The organism is Polynucleobacter sp. AM-7D1 (genome assembly GCF_018688455.1).
Lineage (GTDB): Bacteria > Pseudomonadota > Gammaproteobacteria > Burkholderiales > Burkholderiaceae > Polynucleobacter.
This window is the reverse complement of record NZ_CP061319.1, coordinates 785,393-810,934: the sequence shown is the minus strand read 5'-3', so window position 1 is coordinate 810,934 and position 25,542 is coordinate 785,393. Positions and strand designations below refer to the sequence as shown.

Below are 25,542 nucleotides of genomic sequence, written 5' to 3'. Positions count from 1 at the left end.
GTACTGTTTTTTATATTGCTGCGATGAGTATTAAGCTGCAGATAAAGTGCGTTGCTCAATACGCTTCTCGGGCGTAGTGTTCAGCACCAAGCGATGCACGTAGATGCCTGGTGTATGAATCTGATCTGGATCCAACTCCCCGTTCTCCACGATCTCTTCCACCTCAGCAACCGTAATCTTGCCAGCCATTGCCACTACTGGATTGAAGTTACGTGCGGTGTAGCGATAAATCAAGTTACCTGACTTATCTGCCTTCCATGCTTTGACAAGAGAAATATCAGAAACAATTGCGCGCTCCATGATGTATTTCTCGCCATCAAATTCTTTTTCTTCTTTACCTTCAGCAACCAAAGTACCCACACCAGTTTTAGTATAGAAAGCAGGGATACCACAACCACCTGCACGCAGCTTTTCTGCCAAAGTACCTTGTGGAGTAAATTCCAGCTCGAGCTCACCAGCTAAAAACTGACGCTCGAACTCTTTGTTTTCACCCACATAGGATGCAACCATCCTCTTTACTTGCCTTGAGTTCAATAGCAAACCCAAGCCAAAGCCATCCACACCGGCATTATTAGCAATTGCCGTCAGATTTTGCGCGCCAAGATCCTTTACCGCTTGAATTAAAGCCTCAGGGATGCCGCAAAGACCAAAACCGCCAACAGCGAGCTTCTGACCATCCTTCAAGATATCCCGCAAGGCATCTACTGCTGATGGGTAAGTTTTATTCATACATTCGTCCTAATATTGCCAAAAAGGTAAAAAAGTAATCATAACGCTTTGGGAATCCAAGCTCGAAGCCAATAGGCACCTAGCTGGCTTTTACCGCTTAGAACTAAACTAGAAGGGTTCAAGGAAGCCATAAAAATGGTGGAATTGCTAAAAATTGCTGAAAATGTACTCAGTAGCCTATTTTTAAGAGATGTCGGAGAGTGAAATGAACGCCCAGGAATTGCTCGAACAGTTTGGACCTAGAGAATCCATGGACTATGACCTAGTCATCGTGGGAGGTGGCCCAGCTGGTTTGTCCGCAGCCATTAAAGCCAAACAATTAGCCAATGAAGCTGGCAAAGAGATTAGCGTTTGTATTTTGGAAAAAGGCTCAGAAATCGGCGCTCATATTCTGTCGGGTGCCGTTATGGATCCTAGAGCTCTCACAGAACTTTTCCCCAACTGGAAGGAAATGGGTGCGCCACTGGATACTGAAGTGACTCAAGACCAGTTTTTATTCTTAACAAAAGAAAGTTCATTCCAAGTTCCAAACTGGATGCTGCCCCACTGCTTTAAAAATGAAGGTAACTACATTGTTAGCTTAGCCAATGTCACTCGCTGGCTTGGCCAACAAGCCGAGAATCTCGGTGTAGAAATTTTTCCAGGATTTCCTGCTGCAGAAATTCTCTATAACGAACAAGGCGCAGTTTGTGGCGTCATTACAGGCGCAATGGGTTTAGATAAGGAAGGTAATCCCACTGATCAATTTCAACTCGGCATGGAATTACGTGCCAAGTACACCCTCTTCGCCGAAGGTTCACGCGGACATCTAGGCAAGCAAGTGATTAGCAAGTTTGCATTGGATAAAGATGCTGACCCACAAAGTTACGGCATTGGTATTAAAGAACTATGGGAAGTAGAACCCTCCAAGAGCAAGCCTGGCCTAGTGGTTCACACTGCAGGCTGGCCACTAGAAAGCGATACCTATGGCGGTTCATTCTTGTATCACTTGGGTGATAACAAGGTCGCAGTAGGTCTGGTGGTAGGTCTCTCCTATAAGAATCCTTACCTCTCTCCTTTTGAAGAATTCCAGCGCTATAAGTTACATCCAAAGATTCGCGAGACCTTTGAAGGCGGCAAGCGCTTAACTTATGGTGCACGCGCGCTGACAGCTGGTGGATTAAATAGCTTGCCTAAGACTGTATTCCCAGGTGGTGCATTAATTGGTTGTGATGCAGGATTCTTAAATGCATCACGCATTAAAGGAAGCCATGCTGCCATTAAGACCGGCATGCTGGCTGCTGAAGCCGCAGTTGCAGCGCTTAATGAGAATCGCTCTGCTGATGTCTTGTCTGCATATCCAAGCGCCTTCAAAAATAGTTGGTTACATACCGAGCTAAATCAAGCGCGCAACTTTAAGCCGTGGATGTCCAAAGGACTTTACCTTGGAACTCTTATGGTTGGTCTAGAGCAAAAGCTGTTGGGCGGCAATATGCCTTGGACAATTCATTTGAAACATGCAGACCATGAGTGCCTTGAACCAGCGGCACAGTATCAACCGATCGAATATCCAAAGCCCGATGGCAAGATTACTTTTGATCGCCTCTCCTCAGTATTTATTTCCAATACCAATCATGCTGAGAACCAACCTATTCACCTCACATTAAAAGATGCATCGGTACCTGTGAGTTTGAATCTCAAAACTTATGCAGGTCCCGAGCAACGTTACTGCCCTGCCGGCGTGTATGAGTACGTAGAAAAAGATGGGCAGCCACAGTTACAAATCAATTCGCAAAACTGCGTGCATTGCAAAACCTGTGACATCAAAGATCCGAGTCAAAATATTATTTGGATTACGCCCGAAGGTGGTGGCGGCCCGAACTACGGATCAATGTAAAGAATGTTGATTGATTTATCTAGCTGGGTAGTGGCGTGGGCGCATTTTCCCAATCGCCATACCTGCTAATCCACAGGCTAATGCGGCCATCACAAACACATTGCGTGGCTGAGTTGCTTCCCAGAGCCAGCCCGCAACTAAACCGCCTAGCGTTCCACCCAAGCCATAAGATACTGTTGCCATCAAAGCCTGCCCTCTAGCTTGCAGCGAGCCAGTAAACCAACGCTGCAGTAACTTGGTCGCAGCACTATGGTGAGCACCAAAAGTAGCTGCATGCATCAACTGCGCCAGAATCAGCACCCAAGTGAATGGGAAGAAGGCAATTAAAATAAATCGAAACACGCCAATACCAAAAGCAAGCTGTAAAACAACTTCAGCATCCAGACGACTGAGTACTTTGCTCTGGAAATAAAAGAAGATCACCTCAGCAGCAACGCCTAGAGCCCAAAATAAACCGATCTCGAATTTATCGTAGCCCAGGTCTGCTAAGTAGAGTGAATAGAACACATACAAAGCAGCATGCGCAAAGATCATAAAGAATCCCGATAGTAAGAACCAACGCACATCAGGATTAAACAAAACAATTAAGAGTTCGCCTTTCACCATCTTGCGACGCTCCATCTTGGGCTCATGCAAGCGGAACGTGACCAAGGCTAAGAAGGTCAACACTACCGCGCCCACAATCGGATAGAGCTCAATACCTTCGCGCTGAAATAACTCACCAGCAATTAAGACCATAGCAATAAAGCCAATTGACCCCCATAAGCGTAAGCGGCCATAACGCCTATCAAAGGAATTGTCTTTAAACAAAGCATGAACTGTGGCCGACTCTCCTAGTGGCATCAAGCTGCTAAGTATGGTGTGCAGTACAAACATCCAAATGAAGAATGCAATATAGCTTTGCAGAAAAAAGATGCACAAGAAAGTGACTGCTGCCAAGCAAGCGCAGAATCGAATAATGCCAATGCGATCAGACAGATAGTCAGACAGCCATCCCCAGGAGAATGGCCCAACTATTCGTGTAACTTGTAGCATGGACATTAAGACTGCAATCTCAATAACACTAAAACCACGGTCAAGAAAAAAGAGGCTGGCGTAGGGAGAAACTAAGCCAACATACGCAAAATATAAAAAGAAAAAGGACCCGAAGGCCCAACGCACTGAAGGTGTCATTATCTTTTTCTTAAACGGATTTAGTCGCTTACTGAACCAGGTCGGGCAGCCGGCACCGGCGGTACTGCATGTTGCACATCGCCGCACTGAGCACGATGGCGTAGAGCATGATCAATCAATACCAAAGCTAACATTGCCTCAGCAATCGGCGTTGCACGAATACCTACACAAGGATCATGACGACCTTTGGTTTGCACGGTAATCGGCTTGCCATCTAGGTCAACTGATTCCTTTGGGCTCAAGATGCTAGATGTGGGTTTGATCGCAATCGAGACTCGTAAATCTTGGCCAGTACTAATGCCACCCAAAGTACCGCCAGAATTATTGCTTGCAAATCCATCTGGATGGAGTTCATCGCCATGCTCGCTACCGCGTTGCGCTACTGATCCAAAGCCAGCACCAATCTCAACACCTTTGACTGCATTAATACCCATCATGGCATGCGCGATGTCGGCATCCAACTTATCAAATAAAGGCTCACCTAAACCAATTGGCACATTACGCGCCCGCACTTCAATCTTGGCTCCACAGGAATCCCCTGCTTTGCGCAGTGCATCCATATAAGCTTCTAACTGAGGAACAATATCTGCATTTGCAGCAAAGAAAGGATTACTCTCAATAAGTGCTGCATCTTGAAACGGAATTTCAATTTCACCTAGCTGGCTCATGTAGCCATAAAACTCAGTGCCATATTGTTCTTTGAGCCACTTCTTAGCAATAGCTGCTGCAGCCACTACAGGCGCAGTCAATCTCGCTGAAGATCGTCCACCACCACGAGGATCACGCAAGCCGTATTTATAGTGATAAGCGTAATCAGCATGACCAGGTCTAAATGTTTGCAGGATGTTTCCGTAGTCTTGACTGCGCTGATCCGTATTGCGTATCAGCAAGCCAATTGGGGCGCCGGTGGTCTTGCCTTCGTAAACACCCGACAGGATTTCAACCTTGTCAGCCTCTTGACGCTGAGTAACATGGCGCGAAGTTCCTGGTTTCCGACGATCTAAATCAATCTGCAAATCTGCTTCAGATAAAGACATTCCTGGAGGGCAACCATCAACAACAGCGCCAATCGCGGGACCATGGGATTCACCAAAGGTGGTGACTGTAAAGAGGAGGCCTAAAGTATTTCCTGACATATCGACATTATGTCATCTGTCAGGACTATCGGGCTAGGTCACTTAAGGGGATGCCTTTTCGGACTCTTCTGGCCAGTCGCGGATATATGCCTTCAGCATGGTGTTTTCGAAGTCTTGAGCCTCAACAACGGATTTAGCCACGTCATAGAAAGAAATCACACCCATCAGCATCTTTTGATCTATCACTGGCAGGTAGCGGGCATGCTCTACCAACATCATCCGTCGAACCTCATCGATCTCGGTTTCCATATTGCATGTCAGTGGTTTGGAATTCATCACGCTTTGTACCAACAGATTATCCAATTTGCCATGATGCTTAGCCAAGGCAGCAATCACCTCACGGAATGTCAGGATGCCGACAAGCTTGTCGTATTCCATGACCACCAAGGAGCCGATATCGTGGTCACTCATTACCAAGACCGCTGTTTGCAAAGTAGTCTCTGGAGCTACCGTAAATAGAGTGCTACCTTTTACGCGCAATATGTCACAAACCTTCATTTGGTCTCCAGCAATAAGTTCTTATATGAACAATATATTCTCAAGCCCAAAGGGAATCAAGGGTCAATTGAGGTATTTCAGTAACGAATAACCCTAAGCAGCCCGCTCCGAATGCTGGGGAGGTTGGCAACCAAGACTGCTCCAGCCAAGGTAATCCACCAAGTCAAATAAATCCAAATGAGCGCCAAGGGGAAAATAGCAAAGGCACCATAGACCGTTTTGTAAAAGGCCACATTAGTTAAAAAGAGGCCGAAGCCAAACTTCATTAATTCGAAGATAAGAGCGGCAAAAAAGGCACCACTAAACGCATCGCGCCACTGAATTTGTGTATATGGCAGAACTTTATAGGCCACGGAGAATACCGACATTGCTAAAAGCACTGGAACTACGGTTGCGAATAAGCTTAAGCCAAAACTTAGGGCTTCCGTCCACCCTTCTGCCGCACTAAATAGCAAACCGCTCAAATAAGTCCCGATACCCAGCAGAATGGGGCCCATTATTGTGGCCGCTGAATAGACTGCGACCTTTTTCACAATGGGTCGCCGCTCCGAGACACGAAAAATTTGATTAAAAGCATTTTCAATCACTGCCATTGTCATCATCGTCGTAATCACGAGACCAATCAAACCAAGCAAGGTCAGACCCTTGGCCTGGGCCGAAAATTGATTCAAGTAGTTAAAGACTTGTTGATTTAATCCGCCAGGCATATAGGTATCAAGCAGCCAGGCCTGAACGGCATACTTGATCCGCACTACGCTGGGAAGATAGCCAATCAGAATAGAAGCCACCGTCAGCATTGGGACCAAGGACAGCGTAGTTGTGAAAGCCAAACTAGCCGCCACTTGCTTCAGATTTTGTCCGCGATTACGCTCCCAGATCTCTTTTCCAAGAGAGAGCCATAATTGAGGATTACGAATGAGGCGCATCGCCCATATCATAAGAGATAAGAGAAAAATATGAGTCAATCAGACATATTAGTTTTGTACTACTCACGCTATGGCGCAACCCGCAACCTTGCACGGCTTATTGCCGAGGGGATCGAAAGCGTTCCAGGTGCTAACGCTCGATTACGCACCGTGCCAGCCATCTCCACTGTTTGTGAATCTACCGAGGCGGCAGTTCCATCTGATGGCGCTCCTTATGTTGAGTATGCAGACTTAAAAGAATGTATTGGCCTAGCTCTGGGATCACCCACTCGCTTTGGCAATATGGCGGCTCCCATGAAATATTTTTGGGATGGCAGCTCGTCAGAATGGATGAATGGTGCACTCATTGGTAAGCCAGCTTGTGTTTTCACCAGCACGGGCAGTCTGCATGGTGGGCAAGAAAGCACTCTTCTCACCATGATGATTCCCCTCCTTCACCACGGCATGATGATCATGGGTATTCCGTACAGTGAGCCCGACCTCATGAGCACCTCGACTGGTGGCAGCCCTTACGGACTCACCCACCTCGCACATGCTGATGGCCGAGCTCCAATCAGCGCTGAAGAGCAACGCTTAGCTATTGCTCAAGGCAAGCGCTTAGCACTCACAGCACTCAAACTCATTTAAGGCAATTCATGCTCAAAAGCTGGCTATCCAAAAACCCGTATCAACTGATTGCTACAGCAGCTTTTGTTGACCTCTTTATTCTTTGCATTGCCTGGGAATGGTTTATTTCCCCGCTGAGATCTGGTGGCTCGTGGCTCATTCTCAAAGCCATTCCCCTCTTATTTGCCATTCCAGGACTCTGGAAAGGTAATGTTTACACCATGCAATGGGCTTCCATGCTGATCTTGCTCTACATTACCGAGGGACTGGTCCGCATTCTGGAAACAGGGGCTAATTTCTGGATGGCTGCCCTGGAAACCACCCTAGGTACCGTCGCCTTTGTTTGCCTGCTGATCTACCTCAAACCCATTAAAGCCCGGGCTAAAGCAGCAAAAAAGGAGCGCGCTGCAGCAGAAATACAGGGTTAAAGGGTCAAAAAAGGGCTTATTTAGCAAAATTTGCTAATTTCTTAAAAAATATTACAAATTCCTGTCATCCCAGTCACTTTTTCATGCGTTGTATGCCCATGGAGGTGACAAATATGTCAACAAGACTCAAACGTTGGGCCCGCGCAATTCAACAAATCGACCTGTCCAAAAGGACTCCCGAAGTCGCCGTTGGCTATCTAGATAGCAAGTACCGCGATATCGCCTGGCGCTATATCCGTATTTTGGGCTTTGAGCGCACCATTAGCTTTATGGCCAGTAACAACTTCCACCCGGAATAACTGACCACAGCCCCTAGCTTTTCCAATCACCCCAGATGATGTCTTTATCTGGGGTTTTGTGTTTCTGAAGTCCTGAAAAATACATACCAAGAATCTGCTTTAGCCATGAAAGAGTTGTCGATTCCCGCTAGGGCCTGATGAATCACAAAGTAGTTCTAACCATCAGTACCCTGACAGTTCTAGATTGCCGGATACCGCATTTCACTCGCTGTGTCATTGACAAAACTAATCAAGTCGATGAGCCATACAGTTATGGGAAGAGAAAACAAAGTTTTAAACATGCAGATTCAATCCAGTATCAAATTAAATTTAGATGCGACTGTCACAATCGCTTGAATCTATGTTCAATAGAACGTAGGATCAAGAGCTAGGCGTCAGCCAATTACACAGATTAAATAACAAGCACCCTATTTAAAGGAATATGTCATGAGTCAGAAAAAATTAGTGAAGCAATTATTGAAAAAGCTAGACAAGCTCGAGGCTGACAGAGAGAAATTAATTGATAAGCTTGCTAAAGCTCTAGATAAGTTAGAGAAAAAGACTCCAGCTAAAAAAGTACCCGCAAAGAAAGCGGTTGCGAAAAAGGCTCCGGCTAAAAAAGTTACCACTAAGAAGGCGCCAGCCAAGAAAGCCGTGGCTAAGAAGGCTCCTGCAAAGAAGGCTGCTACAAAAAGAGCTCCAGCTAAAAAAGTTGTTTCAGAGACACCCGCTCAATAATTATTCAGCATTTCCTAAGGGCTGCCCGTGAGTAAGTCACTGATTTCTGAAGATACTTACGAGGCAGACTTACGGCTTCTGCAAATTGAATTAGTAAAACTTCAGCGTCATAACATTCAAAAAGGCAAACGTCTCTTAGTTATTTTTGAAGGACGTGATGCTGCAGGAAAAGATGGCAGCATTAAAAGTGTTACTGAAAATTTAAGCCCAAGAGATACCAAGGTTGTGGCTCTAGCTGCCCCCTCTTCCCTTGAAGAGCATGAATGGTACTTTCAGAGATATGTTGCGCAACTCCCATCATCTGGTGAAACCGTCCTCTTTAATCGAAGTTGGTATAACCGCGCCGGCGTAGAAAAAGTGATGGGCTTTTGCACTGATGACCAATACAAACTATTCATGGCAACTGTAAATGATTTTGAATCTCTACTTGTAAGATCCGAAATTCAAATCATTAAGTACTACCTAGATATCTCCAAAGAAGAGCAAGAAAAAAGGCTTAAAGATCGCAAAAAAGATCCGCTGAAGCAGTGGAAGATCAGCCCTATCGATCAGAAAGCTCAAAAGATGTGGGACGCTTACTCTGAAGCTAGAGACGAAATGCTCAAGAAAACTAATTCATCAGATGCGCCGTGGACCGTCATCTGTGCAAATGACAAAAAGCTTGCACACCTGAATTTGATTGCTGATTTATTGTCCCGAGTCAACTATCCGGATAAAGATAAGAAGATCTTAAAAATTGATCCTCAGATTGTTTTAAGCTTGCCAGCCAATTCTAAAAAATTGCCCAAACTAGCCAAATAGATTACTCAAGCAAAGAATTGTTCTGCCTCAGCAAGCAGCTCCTGCGGCAACTCCTCAGGAATGTAGTGGCCACAAGGAACTCCCCTTCCGGAAACATCTACAGCCACCCTCTTCCAATCGTCAATTGGTGAGAAGCACTTAGCTATTAGGCCGCGATCTCCCCATAGGACTCGAAACGGCATTGGTAATTTCTTACCAGCATCTCTATCAGCTCGATCATGTATTAAATCAATTGATGCAGACGCACGATAGTCCTCGCACATGGCATGCAAAGATGCCGGATTACTTGCACCCTCTAGATACTCGGACCATGGTTGTGAGTCAAAAATTCCAATGCCAGCATGCCTGCCCATATGGTTTTTAATCCAAAACTCGGGGTCAGCGCCAATCAGCGTCTCAGGAATAGGATGCGCTTGGATTAAGAAAAACCAATGCCAATAACCTCTAGCAAATTCCATCGTAGTGTTCTCGTACATTGCGAGTGTTGGAGAAATATCGAGCACCATCAGGCGCTCGACACTCTCAGGCAAATCCATTGCTAGGCGATGCGATACACGCCCACCACGATCATGACCCAGTACAGAGAACGTTTTATGCCCAAGGGCTTGCATCACGGCATGCTGATCAGTAGCCAAGGATCTTTTTGAGTAGGTTGAATGATCTGGAGTCCCAGCTGGTTTTGATGAGGCGCCATAACCACGAAGATCCGTCACGACCACAGAAAAACGCTTTGCCAACTGAGGTGCAATATGACGCCAAATTGCTTTAGTTTGAGGAAATCCATGCAGCAGTAGCAACGCGGGACCGGAGCCAGCAGTCTGGCAAGCAATATCAATCGGGCCATCTGCCGAAGGGACTGTAATGATGGAATCCTTAAAACCTTCAATTACGTAAGTCATCATCTACTCCAATAAAAAAGAGCCTCATCTGAGGCCCTTTCATTCTATCAATCTAATTACCTAGCGGCCATTGCCTCAATCTGAGCAACCGTAACATAGCCTTTATTCTGCTCATCAATTCTACTGAAATGATCGTAGACTCGAGGCATACACCCCTTAGCCTCATTAAGAGTAAGTTTGCCATCTCGATTGACATCACATTGAGAAAAACGCTCTTGAATCTCTTTATTACGTGATGCCTCATCAGCATACACAGGAGTTGCAATGAAAATGAATACTGCCGCGCCGATGAGGCCAAAATTAGAAATGAAAGCTCGCATCCGTAATTTATTTAGCCGCAGTAGCTCTTGGATCGGCAGAGGTTTCCATAGCCACCTTCACCACCTTTTTGGCCATAGCGACAAATGATTCAACGGAACCTCCGCCAGTTCGGAAAGACTCTCCCTGAATTGTTACCAAACCTTCACCAATCACATCTTTGGTTTGACTATCAGTAATCTTGCTCTCCACTAGCATTGCTGGAGTTTTAGAGTTCATGCCACCGGCATAAGCAGCCGCATTCATGGCCAAGCCAATCGGCGTGAAATTCCACGGCTGCAAACTATCAGCCGAACTTTCTGCCCCAGTAATACCAACAGAGATACGCGCTACACCTGGACCAGGCTGATTTACGATCTTGATATTTCCGCGACTGTTCACTGCGCTGACCATTGAATCCTGTAATGCGATCTGCGCCTGATTAATCACCTCTGGTGAAATTTCTTTAGTAGCATTCTGATTTAAATAAATTGGGTCCAAAATTACTGCAGTGTATGCACCAGGATTTACACCCGCCTTGCGATATCTCCAAATACGGGTATCGACTTCAGACGTAGCCATTGGCACCAGCACAGAATAATTTGGCAAGAAGCCAGACTTTGGCATTGGCTGACTTGCTAACTTAGGAGTGTTACTACATGCTGCCAATAAAGTGGCTGTAGAAATTGCTACAACTAAAGCACCTAATTTTTTCATTTTTGGATCCGATGCGTGATTTGATGTGGATTAGCTCTTAGGCTAGTTGAACTGTTCATACGCCTCATTCAAGACTGTGACCCACACCACCCTAGGGTGCTGGGCAAGGCATGAGGCTGCCAGACTTTTGATGGAGTTGTGGCTTGCACTCAACTGGTGCAGTAGCGGCCTTTGGTGCTGAAGTGGGTCTTGATGTAGAAGTTGATGATGGACTTGTAGTTGCTTTAGATGTTTGAGCCTCAGTGCCCTGATTCACTTTTGGTGCAGTTGTATTTAAGGCCGGAATCGATTTATAAAATTGCTTATCACTTCCAGGGCAAGGCATTAAGGCGCCGGTCTTGGCGTTCATGATGGGTTTACATTCAGGATCGGCCTGCAATCTTGCTTCGAGCTTGTCAACAGTACATGCACCGATCATAAAAACAGCAAAAGATAAGATGGCGATGGAAAACAGGCGGGAGATTTTCATGCAAACCATTCTAGGCTAAACAGTAAAACATGAATAGTGGCAATATATGGAATCTATTAAATACATCCCACAAAAGGAGACCAATGTGAATAAAGAAGCATTTGAAAAAGGACTTAAGACTCGCCGCGAAGTGCTGGGTGCAGAGTATGTAGATAACTCCATCAAGAATGCCGATGCGTTCAATATGCCGATGCAAGAGTTGGTGACCGAATATTGCTGGAATGAAATTTGGAATCGCCCTGGCTTAGACCGCAGAACCAGAAGCATCATTAATCTGTCGATGATCACTGCCTTGAATCGTCCGCATGAGCTCAAGCTTCACGTCAGGGGCGCAATTAATAATGGTCTGAGCAAAGAAGATATTCAGGAAGTATTTTTGCAAGCTGCGATTTACTGCGGCGTACCAGCTGCAATTGATAGCTTTAGATGTGCCAAAGAAGTTTTTGCTGAAATGGGGATTTAAAACAAGAGAGCTGGGTAGAACAGGAAGATTTGGCCTGCCCAGCACGATTCGAACGTGCGACCTACGCCTTAGAAGGGCGTTGCTCTATCCAGCTGAGCTATAGGCAGTGTGTGCTGGGACTGAAAACTAATACAAAGAAAAAGTGGTCGGAGTACAAGGATTCGAACCTTGGACCCCCTGCTCCCAAAGCAGGTGCGCTACCAGGCTGCGCTACACTCCGACGGAAACGATATTCTACACTGAGATGGCCTACTGGGGCAAATACTGTAAGATTCGGTGCATGAACGCCTTATTTATAAGCAGATTGAACAAGCATTTCCGGGGATGGATCGCCCTGAGCTTTTTGCTTGCCAGCTTATTAGGCGCTCACTGGATTGGCTTCGCCCATAGTATTGCTCACTCCGGGATCCATCACCAAAGTGTTGAGCAGACTTGTGTGGATCAAGCCCCTTCGCTTGGTCATGACTTGCCAAGTTGCCATTTGCTCGATGCACTTACGCTTGCCGGGTTCGCTGTTTCAGAACCTACTCTTTTCCTTGCCAATAACTTCTTGCATGAAGTGCAGTTGGCATCGAATGAATCTTTACCAGCCCGCATTCATGTTGGCCTGTATCAATCTAGGGCTCCGCCTAGCCTCATCCTATAAATCGCCCATAACGCCAAACTAGATTGTTTGGCCTCTAGATTTATTGCGCCATGCGATCGGTGGCGCGCATTAGGATTGAAGGAAATATCATGAATCAAATCAGTAAGCCATTGGCTAAACAAAAACTGATCTACGTTTTAGTATCGGGATTAATTAGTACTGCTGCTTTAGCTCAATCAGAACCCTCCTTTGAAATTACTGCCACAGGGTCTCAAGAGGCTACACAAAGTATTTTGACGCCTACCAAAATTTTGCAAGGTGATGAACTGCTTAATAAATTAGGCACTACTTTGGGCGCCACACTTGCCAATGAATTAGGTGTATCAGCAACAGGCTATGGAGCAGGATCATCTCGCCCAGTTATTCGTGGACTTGAGGGTGCTCGTGTCCAGATTTTGCAAAATGGATTATCAGTAGGCGATGTCTCGAATATTTCTCAAGACCATGCCGTTGGAAACAATATGCAAAATGCCCATCAAGTGGAGATTTTGCGTGGTGCAGCTGCCCTACTCTACGGCTCAGGCTCAAGCGGAGGACTTGTTAACGTAGTGAATGATCGAATCCTGACCAACTTACCCGATAGAGCAACAGGTGCAATTAATACCAGTTATGAGACAGTGAATAACGGTAGGGCTGGTGCCGTTGAAGTAGACGGCGCATTTGGTTCAGTTGCGGTACACGTAGATACTGCCATTAATAATGCCAATGACTATCGCATTCCAGGTTACGCAAATCAAGGCGGACCCAACCAAGAATGGTCGATCAATCCAGGAGAGCCGCAAAGTGTTCCATATTCTGGAAAACTACCTAACTCCTTTAGCAACCAAAATAATTTAGGTGTTGGCGTTTCTTATATTGGTCAGAACGGCTATACCGGTGTTTCTGTTGAGCGCCTGAATAACAATTACGGCATTCCAACACCTGAAGGTGGCTCAATTAATCAGTCACAAAATCGCTACGACTTACAGCATCAGACACGCGATCCATTTGCGGGCTTCTCATCATTTAAATTTAGTGCAGCCAATTCCAATTACAACCATACCGAATTTAATGCAGAAGGAGTTGCGGCCTCGCTCTGGAAGAACATTGCTAATGAAGCGCGTTTTGAACTTGCTCATAAGCTCATTGCAGGCTGGAAAGGCACCTTCGGGGCACAAGTTTCTGCAGCCTCACTCAACGCAACTGAAGTTGGCTCTGGAAGCTACGCAATTGTGCCGCCAACAAAAACGAATTCGAATGCCCTATTTTGGATTGAGGAAGGTAAATGGAATTCCTTGCAAGGTAATTTGGGTCTGCGCTACAACAATGTGGCACAGAAACCTAACTTGGGAACAGCATTGGATGACAGCATAACTCCGAATACAGGAACAATGCCTAGTATCACATTAGAAAATCGTAGCTTTAATTTAATGTCTTACTCTGCTGGTGGCTTGTGGAACTTTATGCAAGGTCATGGCGCCGGTGTTGCCTATACCGTTTCTCAGCGTGCGCCTAGTGCACAAGAACTTTACTCTTATGGTGCACATGAATCTACGGCAACATTTGATATTGGCAACCCCAATCTCAATAAAGAAACTTCACACAACCTGGAATTCAATATTCAAAAAACTAGCGGTTTGATGCGGGCTAAGGCCAGCGTTTATGCTAACCGATTTAATAATTACATCTATGGCTACTACACTGGTCAAACAGTTCCTGATGCCGAAAACTTCTCAGTAGTAGTTGCACAACAAGCAGCGGCGACCATCAAAGGTATTGAAGGTGAACTAACCTATAACTGGCGACAACATGGTATTGGAGGGCGCATCTTTGGCGATGCTTCTCAAGGTACTTTTGATGCGGGTGGCAATTTACCCTTACAGCCTGCTCCACGTTTAGGTGCAGAACTGGCCCATCAACGAAATGGTTGGCTCACCAATGCAACTTATATCTATAGCTATCAACAGAATAAATTAGCTAGTTGGGAAATCGGTCCTGCGCCAAGTTATAACCTCTTGAATGCAGGCATCTCCTATACAGAGAAGATTAAGGATGTAAATTGGACTGTGTATATGAATTTGAAGAACTTGCTTAATGAGCAAATTCGATATGCCACTACACCAATGGCTGTGAGACTCTTCGCTCCGCAACCAGGCAGAAGTCTCATGGTTGGCTTGCGAGGAACTTTCTAAGCTTTAGACTATTTTAGGTAAGCCATCAGTAGAGCACCCAATCCTCCGGAGCCAAGAATGACTAATACTGGATTAATCTTGGTTCTGAGGATAAGGTAGAGGGTCACCAGTGCAAGCGCCGCAGTCACACCTCCCGCGATAGAAGCTTTGCCCACGGCATAAACGCCAGAAGCCATTAGGCCAATTGAAATCGGCTCCAATGCGTTTTGAATGGAACGCCTCCAAGGATTTTCACCAAAGCGATTCCACAGGCGGCCAACATAGAAACACAAGAAGCTCGACGGCAAGAAAAAGGAGAGTAATACAACCCCTGCTCCCAGTAGTCCCGCAATTTGATAGCCAATCACCAGGACCATCAACATATTCGGTCCTGGTGCTAGCTGACCAATACTGTATATATGAACGAATTGAGTATGGTTAACGCCAAACTGCTGCGCTAAGACTGTTTGCATCTCTGGTAATACGGCAGTGCCTCCGCCAACCGCCAAAATCGATAGCAAGGCAAAGCTCAAAGCCAAATGAATTAATGCACTCATACTTTTTTACTCGGCCGATATAAGTACAGAGAAATCGGCGCCATAATCAAAATGACATAGGGTAAAGATAATTTGGCAATACTCATTAATAAAAAGGTGCAAATAATAATGAGCAAAGATTGCATGTGTCTCCAATGATCACTGCCAATCTTGTAAGTGATGGCAGCCAAGAGTCCAGTAGCTGCAGCAGCAATGCCTGCCAGCACATAGTTAACCAAGGGATGATCTGCAGCACTCGCATAGATGATGCCTACTGCTAATACAAAGATTGATCCCGGCAGAATGAGACCTATGGTTGCAGTAATTGCACCCGAGGCACCACGCAAATGGTCGCCAGAGATCACTGCGAGGTTTACAGAATTGAGACCTGGCATCGTTTGACTAATGGCCAGGTAGGCCATAAATTCATCTGCGGAAAGCCACTTACGTTTCTCAACCAATAAGATCCGCTCATAGGCAATAATCCCACCACCAAAGCTAACCGCTCCAATGATGAAAAATTGTATAAAGAGATCTTTTAGACTCGGCATTTCAGCATGAACGCCCTCAATATCTGAACCCATTACTATTCTGGCTTTCCATAAACCAAAGCAGTTTTAGTGCTACCTATTTCCAACCAGTTCGCAAGTTCGATTTGGAGTTTTTTGAAGAACTTATCAGCACGCTTATGTGCCTTAGCTTGCTTCCTATTGGCATCGTTAACGCGATAGGAAAATGCCAACTCACCAACAATCGGATCGCCAACACTTCTCATCCAGATTGCGATTTCACAATGGGCCTGAACACCATCACCAAAAACTAAATTGCCAAGTGGTAAACAAGCTTCTAATATTTTATTAGTACTTCCACCAACAATACGAAGCGGCTTCTTCTTATCAATGGGCAGCTTAGCCAGGCCAGGGAAAAATTTAATAACACTAGATAAGGATCGCTCAAAAAGACTATCTAGTGGTACCGCATCGAGAATTGCGTTGTTGGAATAAATAGATCTTGTTGATCCAATTGCATCTCCCCGTAGAATTTCTTCTTTGAGGCGTAGGCGCGATTTGATCGACTTTTTGGGGGCAGGATTAAATTGGTTCGACTGACCTATATCTCCTGTGCGGCACTTTAGAGTGACCTCACACCAGTCATCAACCCAGATATTTTGCCTGGACTCACGCACCCGCAGAATAATATTATTTCTACGGAAATCCTCACCTGGGGTATCGTAAAAATAAATGCTACGCAAGCCTGTTTGCGCATTATCTAGATGGAAAAAATCGACCTTATTTTTCTTGCAGAAATTGAGAATCTGATCGCTTAGCGCAGTAATTCTGCTACGCCTATCAAGACCCTGAGGCTTGATCAGGAGCTTGAATTCCCGATTCGTTATCTCTAGCTTTGATTTCAAGGTTTATCTCCCACTCATTAGTAATGAGAGATTAACACCGTCCAGAAAAAATTAGTAAATCTCTGGGACGTACATACTCTTAGGGACTGGACCTCGGAGGTAATCGGGGTTATGAACTCGCTCTGGCAAGGTAATCACTGGATGATCGATCTCCCGATAAGGAATCTGATCTAAAAGATGCGAGATACAGTTAAGTCGCGCTTTTTTCTTATCATTAGCCGCCACCACCCACCAAGGAGCCTCGGGAATGTTGGTTCTCTCGAGCATGGTTTCTTTAGCCTTGGTATACGCTTCCCAAAGGCGACGAGCATCCAAATCCATTGGGCTGAGCTTCCACTGTTTCAGTGGATCATGAATGCGCATCATAAAACGGTTGTATTGCTCATCATCAGAAATAGAGAACCAGTATTTGATGAGAATAATTCCAGAACGAATAATCATCCGCTCAAATTCTGGGACTGTACGTAAAAACTCTTCGTACTCAGCATCCGTACAAAAACCCATGACCTTCTCAACGCCAGCACGGTTATACCAACTACGGTCAAATAAAACGATCTCACCGCCTGCGGGTAAATTGGACACATAACGCTGAAAATACCATTGGGTCTTTTCACGCTCACTTGGTGCAGTAAGGGCAACTACCTTACAAACCCGCGGGTTAAGTCGCTGGGTAATCCTCTTAATCGCACCACCCTTACCAGCAGAATCACGCCCTTCAAATAAAACAGCAACTTTAAGCTTATTCTCCACAACCCAGTCTTGAAGCTTCACCAGCTCGCCTTGCAGACGAAATAATTCTTTAAAGTAAACATTTCGAGGGATAACTGAGCCACTACCACCATCTTGCGAGAGGCGATCATCATCGAGCTCCATTTCGAGCTCTTCATCCATACTATCTAGAATTTCTTCTTGAGCGCGCCGATACCACTCGGCCATCTCCTTATGCTTTGACGTCATTTATTCCTCTAAGGCTTTTTATCTTTGTATCCCAAGAGTATGACATTTTTATTACATATATTGCTTATAGGGTTTGGGCGATCGATTCCTGACAATATGCTGCCACCTGTTTGCGATCAGAACCCCCTGAAATCTCGGCTCGATAAGGCTGCAAAAAGTGTATCTGGACCAGCAAGCCAGGCTCATGAATCACTCTAGACATGGATTCCAATAGCCCCATATCCCCAATAAAAGCCGGTGAGTCACTCCTCAAACCCGTTTTCTCACAGACATAGCGAATAGAGAGAGGATAAATCGGGCATTTGGCAGCCAAGGCAGACTCAAATAGATTGGGTTTAAAAGGCAATACTTGGACTCCGTTGGTAGAGGTTCCTTCGGGAAAAATACAAATTGATTCAGTTTTAAGTACTTCTGCCATTTGCTCTACTACTTGCCTAGCATGACGCGCACTATCTCTACGTATAAAAACCGTTCCCAATTGCTTTGCCATCCAACCAAAGATTGGCCAAGATCTTACCTCTGACTTAGCAACAAATCGAATGGGTTTACAGGCATTGATGGCATGAATATCTAGCCAAGAAATATGATTTGCTGAGAATAAAGAAGGGGTGGTGATCACATCGTCCAAACCAGTGACAACCAACTTTAGCTTAAAGATGAGGAGGAGACGCTGTGACCATTGTTGTATCTTGCGATCCTTTTGCGATTGACTAGTAAACGGAAAGATCAAGGAGAGTGTGAAAACACCAGCAAGAATATGAACAAGAACCCTCACCCAAATTAAAATAGGTAATGTCTTTCTAGACAATGTTTCATCTTTTGATGCATGAAGTTTCATAAGCTCAGAATATAAATCAAGTCATCAAACTGACTTAAAAGTGTCATGAGGCCTTCATAAATGACAGGCTAAATATGAACTCATGATGCACTACAGAGCTATCTGGATTTCAGATGTACACCTAGGAACTTCTGGGTGTCAGGCTCAGTACCTCCTCGATTTCTTGAAACACAATGAGTCAGATACGTTTTATTTAGTCGGTGACATTATTGATGGCTGGAAATTAAAACGCTCTTTCTACTGGCCACAATCTCACAATGACGTAGTGCAGAAGTTATTGCGCAAAGCTCGTAAAGGCTCTGAAGTCATTTATATCCCCGGTAATCATGATGAAGCTGCTAGACAATACTGTGGCATGTCTTTTGGGGATATCAAAGTTCAAGAAGAGGTAATCCATACCACGCTTGATGGTCGAAAGCTCTGGGTTACTCATGGCGATTTATTTGATGGGGTAATGCAATACGCCAAGTGGCTCGCCTACGTGGGCGATTCCATGTATACCTTCATCCTATACATCAATCGCTATTTCAATATGTTGCGTGTAAAGATGGGATTACAGTACTGGTCTCTTTCCCAGTACCTCAAGCATCAAGTCAAAAATGCAGTGAGCTATATCGCTGATTTTGAACACATCATGGCTAGAGAAGCCCGCTTGCGTGACTGCGACGGTGTTGTGTGCGGCCATATTCATAAAGCAGAAATTCGTGAGATCGATGGCCTGCTCTATTGCAATGATGGTGACTGGGTTGAAAGTCTTTCGGCCTTAGTGGAAACAACTACCGGTGAACTCAAAATTATTTACTGGACACATATCAAAGGTGATCCAGTAGTCGCAGCAGAAATTGCTCATCAACCCGCTGTTCAAGTTCTTAATAAAGAGGCTATCGCATGAAAATAATGATTATTACGGATGCATGGGATCCACAAGTCAACGGCGTTGTCAGAACCCTCAAGCAAACCCGTGCTGAATTGATTGGTATGGGTCACGAAGTAGAGATGATCACACCGAATGGTTTTAAATCTATTCCCTGCCCTACTTATCCTGATATTGCCCTATCCCTGTTTCCCGGCAAAGAGGTGGCACGCAGAATTAAAGAATTTGCTCCTGATGCGATGCATATTGCAACCGAAGGCCCTCTGGGACTTTCTGCACGCTCCTACGCCGTTAAAAATAATCTGCCCTTTTCTACCGCCTACCATACACGCTTTCCAGAGTACGTGAAAGCACGCACCGGAATTCCATTGGCCATCACTTATGCCTTTATTCGTTGGTTCCATGGCCCATCAATGGCAGTAATGGCGCCTACAATTGTGGTTAAAAATGATCTTGAAGAATACGGACTCAAAAACGTAGTGCTCTGGTCGCGTGGAGTTGATTTAGACATCTTCAAAATGCAAGACTCCAAAGCACTCAATAGTGCGCACCCGATTTTTCTATACGTCGGACGCGTTGCCGTAGAAAAAAACATCAATGCATTCTTAGAAATTGATTTACCAGGTTCTAAGTGGGTAGTTGGCGATGGTCCTGCCATGGCAGAGATTAAGCAAAAATATCCCAATATCAATTACCTAGGTGTTTTACAGCAAGATGAACTAGCCAAGGTATATGCAGCCGCCGATGTATTTGTATTCCCAAGCAAAACCGATACATTTGGCTTGGTATTACTTGAAGCTATGGCCTGCGGCACCCCTGTTGCCGCCTATCCAGTTACTGGCCCAATTGATGTTCTAGGCGACTCTCCTGCAGGCGCAATGCACGAAGATCTGCGGGAAGCCTGTATACAAGCCTTACGAATTCCACGTGAGCTTGCCAGAGCACATGCCGAGAAATTCTCCTGGAGAGCTGCTTCAGAGCAATTTGCCAAACACCTCAAACCTGTGCCTTCTGCGCAAGTTCATATCACCGCCTTAGCTTAAGAAGATATTTTGACTACCCCTTACGATATTAAGCAAAATCCACACAAAGGAAATCGTGGACTAACAAGAGCTTGGCATGCTGCAAAAAACTCTTGGTGCGGCATTGTGTATGCGTTTAAAGAGGAGAGTGCATTTAGGCAAGAACTGACCTTACTAGCCTTGCTAACTCCAATAGCATTATGGATACCGGTGAGTCCAGTTGAAAAATGCATCCTCATTACATCGCTACTACTTGTTTTAGTGGTGGAGCTACTTAACTCTAGCGTTGAAGCGGCAATTGATCGAATCTCCTTTGATCATCATGACCTATCTAAAAGAGCTAAAGACTTTGGCTCAGCTGCAGTCATGTTGGCATTACTGATTGCAGCTCTACTTTGGGCCACCATTTGCCTCCCCCTTGTCATCAATTGGTAACAGAGCCCTTTTACGATTGACTTAACCTAAATAAGGAAACTCATGTCCGATATCCCAAATCCTCTCGCTGCATTTGATCTGTTTAATGGGCGATTTGAGCAAAAGCCAAAAAAAGAGAAGACCAGCAAAGCCAAAGCAATTAAAAAGCTTTTTTCCAAGAAAATTGCCAAGAAATTATTCGGTAAAAAGTTTGCTTTGCGTGCACGCAACGAAGTTTTAGCTATTGAGCCGATTGCTAACGAGAAAGTAATTAGCAAAGCCAAGCGCCCTGCTTTTCAAATTAGCTGGGCCTCAAATCCTAAGGAAGTGAAGGAAGCTCAACGTTTGCGTTTCAAAGTATTTGCAGAGGAAATGGGTGCAAGCCTACCAGCCCATCCTGAAGACTTAGATATCGATGAGTTTGACACCTACTGCGACCACCTTCTCATCCGCGATCAAGAGACGCTGAAGGTGGTTGGTACCTATCGAGTCCTCCCACCGCACAAAGCCGCTGAAATTGGTCGCCTCTACTCAGATTCTGAATTTGATCTTTCTCGCCTCAATCACTTGCGCCCTAAGATGGTTGAATTAGGTCGATCATGTGTTCATGCTGACTATCGCTCAGGCGCAGTCATCATGGCATTGTGGAGCGGTCTAGCCCAGTACATGCAAAAACACGATTATGAAATCATGCTTGGATGTGCAAGTATTCCTATGGCAGACGGCGGTCATTTTGCCGCAAGCCTATACAACTCACTGAGCAATGATCAAATGGCTCCAGTGGAAAATCACGCTTTCCCAAGACTACCGCTGCCCTTGGAGCGCTTAAATGGTGGTTTACAAGTTGAGCCACCGCCCTTGATTAAAGGCTACCTTAAGTTAGGCGCTAAGATTTGCAGTGCGCCAGCCTGGGATCCAGATTTTAATACTGCAGACGTACTCACCATGCTCCGCTTATCTGAAATCAATCCACGCTACGCCAAGCACTTCTTGGGCATGTAATTAACGCAAGATTACTTTGTAAGGACGGCCGATACGTTCCCACTCGGCCGCTTCCTTTAGCAAACTAAATTCGGTCAAAGGATGCTCCTCAACCCAATCTTTTGATAGGCTCACAATATAAGAGCCGTCTACTTCAGATACCTTGACTTTGGGAAGTTGAATATCACTCCTACCGCGGCAAAGAACCTGTGACAAGCGCAAGCAGAACAACATTCGCCAATCTCTAAAACTAGAATTATTCGCTAATTTTCCGAGCTTACCGGCATGGCCTATAAGGAGCGCAGCCAACCTTGCCTGGTCATTCTTCGAAAATCCCGGCATATCTGCATTACCTGCAATGTAAGCTGAATGCTTGTGATATCCATTGTGGGCAATCGATAAACCGATTTCATGAAGATTGGCAGCCCATTGCAATAATGCAATGTTATCTTCCCGATCCTCAGAGTCCGGCTTTGGTAGTTGAGATAAAAATTCTGCGGCGTGTATCCCTACTCTCTTTGCCTGCTCACGATCAACGGCATAGCGTTGCATAAACTGCTCTACCGTAACGAAGCGCATATCGTCATGTTGGGAACGGCCCAGGAGGTCATACAAGACTCCTACACGTAATGCAGCGTCTGTGACCTCCATACTTTCAATGCCCAGCTCATCAAATACAGCAATCATGATGGCCAAACCGCCCGGCCAGACTGATCGACGATCATCTTTTAGACCCTGAAGCTCAACCTGACTAAGATTTTCATACTTGAGAAGATGCTTCTTCATGGCTCTCAAGCCATCGCGTGTAATAAGGCCACTAGCGCCATTGACACGCCCCATGGTCAAGCCTTCACTTTGCTGGCCATTAAAGTTATTTTCAGCGATCAGATCTGCCAAAGCACGCGCAGTTCCTGAAGAACCAATCACCTGTTTCCAACCGCTTTTAAGGTAAGCCCCAGAGATCACTTGAATCTCTCGGCGTGCTGCTAATTCTGCTTCCTTGAAAGCATGAGCATCAATATTACCTTTAGGGAAAAACCGTAGACTATGAGAGACGCAGCCAATATAGAGACTCTCCATCAACTTTGGCTCATAGCCTTTACCGATGATGAACTCAGTAGAGCCGCCACCAATATCAACCACTAAGCGATTTCCCTGAACAGCTGAGACCTCATGGGCAGCACCAATATAAATCAGGCGCGCCTCTTCAACGCCGGCAATCACTTCAATAGGGAAACCCAAAGCTTCTTCGGCATCACGAATAAAGCTAGGGGCATTTTTTGCTACCCTCAAGGTATTAGTAGCAACAGCACGTACCTTGGAAGGATCAAAGCCCCGAATACGCTCACCAAAGCGACGAATCGCTGTCAGGCCACGCTGATAGGCATCATTTCCCAATAACTTGTTATCAGTAAGACCGGCCGCAAGACGCACAGACTCCCGCAGAGTATCAATGGGGCGCAACTGAGTTCCCGATGGTGTTTTCACCACCTGAGCAACGAGCATGCGAAAGCTATTCGACCCAAGGTCGACTGCCGCCACCAGATCGCGAGGAGTATTTCCTGAAATATCTTTATTAACAGCCAAAATTGTTCCAGTTAACAGGTTTCAATATGAATATGTCTATTTTATGAAACTCTCATGACATATTCATGAAAATGAACCACAGTCTACTGGCAAAAGCCTAAGCGGCTAAATTTTGCTCGGAACTAGCGCAATCCCTGTTAGCAAAGCTACACAATATGCAGCAATCCCCAGATTTTGCTTTTAGGAGGCCATTACATGAGGGGCATCTGTAAAGGTGCATGGAGCTAGCTTGGGCAATATCCAAAATTTCATGGCCCTGACAATTCGGGCAAGTAATGATGGCATGCTGAGTTTGGTTCAATCTATTCACAAATAGATCATGACAGGAAAATATTTCACAAATAAGACAGCATCGCTGACCAATAGAATAGAAACTAAAAGGTCTATTTATTGGTAGCAACAACCTGAAATCAGGGCCCTAGCCCCTATGCGCTATAGCCAATCTTCTAAAAAACTATTTTTGTCACATTACTTTGCTAGGATTACCTCGTTCTTACAACTTTACGTGGAAATTTATGAGTGCATATAAGTACGAAGATGCTGTTAAACAGCTTCAAGAGTCTGGGGCCATTGGTTTGCAAGACTTTAAAAATCTATCTTATGAGGACCTCACTGAACTTCTAGAAGAAATTAAAGTTTGGTGCCTTTATGCCAATGGTAAGTTAGATAAATTACCCAAGGAATCTAAACGCAAAAAGGATAAGAAGGATAAGAAGGACAAAAAAGATAAGAAGGACAAAAAAGATTAAGCCCCAAGTTAATCTGTCAGCCTCTCCTTAGGGAAACGCATCGTAAAAGTGCTTCCCTTTCCAGGCGTACTCTCAATTAACAATTGCGTTTGATGTCGACTCGCAATATGTTTGACAATCGCCAATCCTAAGCCGGTTCCACCAGTATCACGTGAGCGACTACGATCTACCCTGTAGAAGCGCTCGGTTAGTCTAGAAAGATGCTCTGAAGCGATTCCTGGGCCAGTATCTACGACTGAGAATTCACCCTCTCCCGCAGCGCTTAGGCGCCAAGATGCGCTAATAGAGCCAACATCAGGTGTATATCGAATTGCATTTGAGACTAAATTGCTAAATGCCGAGAGAATTTCTCGCTCTTCACCCAGAATATTTTTAGAACTCTCAACATCAAAATGAAATGCATGATGACCCTGAGAGAGTGCCTCAGCATCATTTTTTAGTAGTGCCATGACAGTCTGCATTTGTATTGGCTGCGCTGGGGCCGGCAAAGAGTTTGCTTCCAAATTGGCCAAAGTCAATAAGTCTTCTACCAGGCTTTTCATGCGCTGGGCTTGAGACATCATCATCTCAAAATATTGATCCTGTTGAGCCTTATCCAAGTCTAAAGATTGGATGGTTTCCAGAAACCCCATTAATACGGTAATGGGAGTTCTCATCTCATGGGAGACGTTGGCCACAAAGTCCCGCCGCATAGCATCCGCTTTTTGTAGGTCAGTCACATCTTGCACCAAGAGTAAGTGACGCTTCTCACCAAAAGGAAAAGCTTGCAACATCAAACTCAGATTTGATTTAGGGCCCATACGCTCTAAAAGTAATGGCTCCTCAAAATGACGATCATGAAGATAGCGAATAAACTCAGGTCGACGGATCAGGAAATTAATACGCTGCATCACATCACGTTTGAATTGAAGGCCAAAGAAGCGCTCTGAGATCGCATTGCACCATTCAATTTGATCTTGATCATCCAGCATCATGATGCCGTTTGGCGAAGCCTGAAACGCTTCAATAAACCGATCGTGTTGTTTCTCAACAGATAGCATTTGCAACTTAAGATTGCGCACTAATCGTTGCAGGTAAAAGAAAACCTCTTCCCAATAACCACTAGGCAGTGGCATTGACTCTAGCCTATCCTCTACAGTGTATTTTCGTAGGCGCGCTAAATTAATGTAGGAGTAAATCAGAGGAATCGAGAGAAAAGCAATGCCGACTGAAATGCCTGTAATAGGGCCAACATTATTTTGGGCAATCAAAGCAGCTAAAAAAGCTGCGCAAACAAGAAGAAAAAAGCGGAAAAAAACGGGGAACATTCCGCAATCTTAGAGCATCTGCTGCAGGAGACT

At 45.2% G+C, this 25,542-nt stretch carries 31 protein-coding genes and 2 tRNA genes; 14 read left to right on the top strand and 19 right to left on the bottom strand.

Annotated features, from left to right (window positions below):
• Positions 1-30 precede the first annotated feature (30 nt).
• Complete coding sequence (locus GQ359_RS04225; protein ID WP_215303457.1) at positions 31-729, bottom strand: CoA transferase subunit A; 699 nt, start codon at positions 727-729, stop codon at positions 31-33.
• 205 nt (positions 730-934) lie between these two features.
• Between GQ359_RS04225 and GQ359_RS04220 the strand changes: the two genes are divergently transcribed.
• Entirely contained in the window at positions 935-2,605 is a 1,671-nt protein-coding gene (locus GQ359_RS04220; protein ID WP_215387711.1) for an electron transfer flavoprotein-ubiquinone oxidoreductase, read from the top strand.
• 15 nt (positions 2,606-2,620) lie between these two features.
• Here the strand turns inward: GQ359_RS04220 and GQ359_RS04215 are convergent, their stop codons facing one another.
• The 4 genes from GQ359_RS04215 to GQ359_RS04200 form a co-directional block, all read right to left on the bottom strand.
• The gene (locus tag GQ359_RS04215) at positions 2,621-3,778 is read right to left on the bottom strand and encodes an MFS transporter (RefSeq protein WP_215387710.1); all 1,158 of its coding nucleotides are present in this window, start codon (positions 3,776-3,778) and stop codon (positions 2,621-2,623) included.
• 20 nt (positions 3,779-3,798) lie between these two features.
• Positions 3,799-4,914, bottom strand: coding sequence for a chorismate synthase (gene aroC / locus GQ359_RS04210; RefSeq protein WP_215387709.1), 1,116 nt, complete (start codon positions 4,912-4,914; stop codon positions 3,799-3,801).
• A gap of 42 nt (positions 4,915-4,956) precedes the next feature.
• Positions 4,957-5,412: a CBS domain-containing protein gene (locus GQ359_RS04205; protein WP_215303449.1), complete on the bottom strand. Its 456-nt coding sequence runs from the start codon at positions 5,410-5,412 to the stop codon at positions 4,957-4,959.
• Positions 5,413-5,489: 77 nt separating this feature from the next.
• The gene (locus GQ359_RS04200) at positions 5,490-6,338 is read right to left on the bottom strand and encodes a YihY family inner membrane protein (protein WP_215387708.1); all 849 of its coding nucleotides are present in this window, start codon (positions 6,336-6,338) and stop codon (positions 5,490-5,492) included.
• Between the two features lie 30 nt (positions 6,339-6,368).
• On the opposite strand from GQ359_RS04200, the gene wrbA reads away from it, so the two are divergent.
• The 5 genes from wrbA (at position 6,369) to ppk2 (GQ359_RS04175) (ending at position 9,189) form a co-directional block, all read left to right on the top strand.
• Positions 6,369-6,965, top strand: a complete 597-nt coding sequence (gene wrbA, locus GQ359_RS04195) for an NAD(P)H:quinone oxidoreductase (protein WP_215303445.1) — start codon at positions 6,369-6,371, stop codon at positions 6,963-6,965.
• An 8-nt stretch (positions 6,966-6,973) separates the two neighbouring features.
• Positions 6,974-7,372, top strand: a complete 399-nt coding sequence (locus tag GQ359_RS04190; protein WP_215387707.1) for a DUF2069 domain-containing protein — start codon at positions 6,974-6,976, stop codon at positions 7,370-7,372.
• A 113-nt stretch (positions 7,373-7,485) separates the two neighbouring features.
• Positions 7,486-7,671: a hypothetical protein gene (locus tag GQ359_RS04185; protein WP_162785873.1), complete on the top strand. Its 186-nt coding sequence runs from the start codon at positions 7,486-7,488 to the stop codon at positions 7,669-7,671.
• 426 nt (positions 7,672-8,097) lie between these two features.
• Positions 8,098-8,388, top strand: a complete 291-nt coding sequence (locus GQ359_RS04180; protein ID WP_215387706.1) for a serine/threonine protein kinase — start codon at positions 8,098-8,100, stop codon at positions 8,386-8,388.
• 27 nt (positions 8,389-8,415) lie between these two features.
• Positions 8,416-9,189, top strand: coding sequence for a polyphosphate kinase 2 (gene ppk2, locus GQ359_RS04175; protein WP_371822460.1), 774 nt, complete (start codon positions 8,416-8,418; stop codon positions 9,187-9,189).
• A gap of 5 nt (positions 9,190-9,194) precedes the next feature.
• Here ppk2 (GQ359_RS04175) and GQ359_RS04170 read toward each other — a convergent pair whose 3' ends face one another.
• The 4 genes from GQ359_RS04170 to GQ359_RS04155 form a co-directional block, all read right to left on the bottom strand.
• Positions 9,195-10,091, bottom strand: coding sequence for an alpha/beta fold hydrolase (locus GQ359_RS04170; RefSeq protein ID WP_371822459.1), 897 nt, complete (start codon positions 10,089-10,091; stop codon positions 9,195-9,197).
• 53 nt (positions 10,092-10,144) lie between these two features.
• Positions 10,145-10,408, bottom strand: a complete 264-nt coding sequence (locus GQ359_RS04165; RefSeq protein WP_215387977.1) for an EF-hand domain-containing protein — start codon at positions 10,406-10,408, stop codon at positions 10,145-10,147.
• Between the two features lie 7 nt (positions 10,409-10,415).
• On the bottom strand, positions 10,416-11,102 hold the full coding sequence (locus GQ359_RS04160) for a DUF3313 domain-containing protein (protein ID WP_215387704.1): 687 nt from the start codon (positions 11,100-11,102) through the stop codon (positions 10,416-10,418).
• Between the two features lie 91 nt (positions 11,103-11,193).
• On the bottom strand, positions 11,194-11,571 hold the full coding sequence (locus GQ359_RS04155; protein ID WP_215387703.1) for a hypothetical protein: 378 nt from the start codon (positions 11,569-11,571) through the stop codon (positions 11,194-11,196).
• Positions 11,572-11,656: 85 nt separating this feature from the next.
• Between GQ359_RS04155 and pcaC the strand changes: the two genes are divergently transcribed.
• Entirely contained in the window at positions 11,657-12,034 is a 378-nt protein-coding gene (gene pcaC, locus GQ359_RS04150) for a 4-carboxymuconolactone decarboxylase (RefSeq protein WP_215329790.1), read from the top strand.
• A 30-nt stretch (positions 12,035-12,064) separates the two neighbouring features.
• Here the strand turns inward: pcaC and GQ359_RS04145 are convergent.
• Together GQ359_RS04145 and GQ359_RS04140 are read right to left on the bottom strand one after the other, a co-directional pair.
• A tRNA-Arg gene (locus GQ359_RS04145) sits at positions 12,065-12,141 on the bottom strand.
• 36 nt (positions 12,142-12,177) lie between these two features.
• A tRNA-Pro gene (locus tag GQ359_RS04140) sits at positions 12,178-12,254 on the bottom strand.
• 60 nt (positions 12,255-12,314) lie between these two features.
• Here GQ359_RS04140 and GQ359_RS04135 point away from each other — a divergent pair.
• Together GQ359_RS04135 and GQ359_RS04130 are read left to right on the top strand one after the other, a co-directional pair.
• Positions 12,315-12,680: a hypothetical protein gene (locus tag GQ359_RS04135; RefSeq protein ID WP_215387701.1), complete on the top strand. Its 366-nt coding sequence runs from the start codon at positions 12,315-12,317 to the stop codon at positions 12,678-12,680.
• Between the two features lie 89 nt (positions 12,681-12,769).
• The gene (locus GQ359_RS04130) at positions 12,770-14,851 is read left to right on the top strand and encodes a TonB-dependent receptor (RefSeq protein WP_215387700.1); all 2,082 of its coding nucleotides are present in this window, start codon (positions 12,770-12,772) and stop codon (positions 14,849-14,851) included.
• A gap of 8 nt (positions 14,852-14,859) precedes the next feature.
• Here GQ359_RS04130 and GQ359_RS04125 read toward each other — a convergent pair whose 3' ends face one another.
• The 5 genes from GQ359_RS04125 to GQ359_RS04105 all read right to left on the bottom strand — a co-directional run bounded on the left by GQ359_RS04125 (position 14,860) and on the right by GQ359_RS04105 (position 18,575).
• Positions 14,860-15,387, bottom strand: a complete 528-nt coding sequence (locus GQ359_RS04125; RefSeq protein ID WP_215387699.1) for a chromate transporter — start codon at positions 15,385-15,387, stop codon at positions 14,860-14,862.
• Positions 15,384-15,950: a chromate transporter gene (locus GQ359_RS04120; RefSeq protein WP_215387698.1), complete on the bottom strand. Its 567-nt coding sequence runs from the start codon at positions 15,948-15,950 to the stop codon at positions 15,384-15,386. Before GQ359_RS04120 ends, GQ359_RS04125 begins: the two co-directional genes overlap by 4 nt.
• Before the next feature lie 2 nt (positions 15,951-15,952).
• The gene (locus GQ359_RS04115; protein ID WP_215387697.1) at positions 15,953-16,780 is read right to left on the bottom strand and encodes a hypothetical protein; all 828 of its coding nucleotides are present in this window, start codon (positions 16,778-16,780) and stop codon (positions 15,953-15,955) included.
• 51 nt (positions 16,781-16,831) lie between these two features.
• Positions 16,832-17,737: a polyphosphate kinase 2 gene (gene ppk2 / locus GQ359_RS04110; protein WP_215387696.1), complete on the bottom strand. Its 906-nt coding sequence runs from the start codon at positions 17,735-17,737 to the stop codon at positions 16,832-16,834.
• Between the two features lie 64 nt (positions 17,738-17,801).
• Positions 17,802-18,575: a 1-acyl-sn-glycerol-3-phosphate acyltransferase gene (locus GQ359_RS04105; RefSeq protein ID WP_215387695.1), complete on the bottom strand. Its 774-nt coding sequence runs from the start codon at positions 18,573-18,575 to the stop codon at positions 17,802-17,804.
• A gap of 82 nt (positions 18,576-18,657) precedes the next feature.
• Between GQ359_RS04105 and GQ359_RS04100 the strand changes: the two genes are divergently transcribed.
• The 4 genes from GQ359_RS04100 to GQ359_RS04085 are packed head-to-tail and all read left to right on the top strand — an operon-like array spanning position 18,658 to position 21,887.
• Complete coding sequence (locus GQ359_RS04100) at positions 18,658-19,467, top strand: UDP-2,3-diacylglucosamine diphosphatase (RefSeq protein ID WP_371822458.1); 810 nt, start codon at positions 18,658-18,660, stop codon at positions 19,465-19,467.
• Complete coding sequence (locus GQ359_RS04095) at positions 19,464-20,492, top strand: glycosyltransferase family 1 protein (protein ID WP_215387694.1); 1,029 nt, start codon at positions 19,464-19,466, stop codon at positions 20,490-20,492. Before GQ359_RS04100 ends, GQ359_RS04095 begins: the two co-directional genes overlap by 4 nt.
• Positions 20,493-20,501: 9 nt before the next feature.
• On the top strand, positions 20,502-20,906 hold the full coding sequence (locus GQ359_RS04090; RefSeq protein ID WP_215387693.1) for a diacylglycerol kinase: 405 nt from the start codon (positions 20,502-20,504) through the stop codon (positions 20,904-20,906).
• 42 nt (positions 20,907-20,948) lie between these two features.
• Entirely contained in the window at positions 20,949-21,887 is a 939-nt protein-coding gene (locus GQ359_RS04085; RefSeq protein ID WP_215387692.1) for a GNAT family N-acetyltransferase, read from the top strand.
• On the opposite strand, the gene ppx is transcribed toward GQ359_RS04085, so the two are convergent.
• Positions 21,888-23,453: an exopolyphosphatase gene (gene ppx, locus GQ359_RS04080; protein WP_256442533.1), complete on the bottom strand. Its 1,566-nt coding sequence runs from the start codon at positions 23,451-23,453 to the stop codon at positions 21,888-21,890.
• Positions 23,454-23,550: 97 nt separating this feature from the next.
• A complete protein-coding gene (locus GQ359_RS10175; protein ID WP_215387691.1) occupies positions 23,551-23,763 on the bottom strand; it encodes a GDCCVxC domain-containing (seleno)protein in 213 nt (70 codons plus the stop codon).
• A 205-nt stretch (positions 23,764-23,968) separates the two neighbouring features.
• Here GQ359_RS10175 and GQ359_RS04070 point away from each other — a divergent pair, with 205 nt between their 5' ends.
• A complete protein-coding gene (locus GQ359_RS04070; protein WP_215387690.1) occupies positions 23,969-24,202 on the top strand; it encodes a hypothetical protein in 234 nt (77 codons plus the stop codon).
• Between the two features lie 8 nt (positions 24,203-24,210).
• Here the strand turns inward: GQ359_RS04070 and phoR are convergent, their stop codons facing one another.
• Positions 24,211-25,509, bottom strand: coding sequence for a phosphate regulon sensor histidine kinase PhoR (gene phoR / locus GQ359_RS04065; RefSeq protein ID WP_215387689.1), 1,299 nt, complete (start codon positions 25,507-25,509; stop codon positions 24,211-24,213).
• Positions 25,510-25,542: the final 33 nt, after the last annotated feature.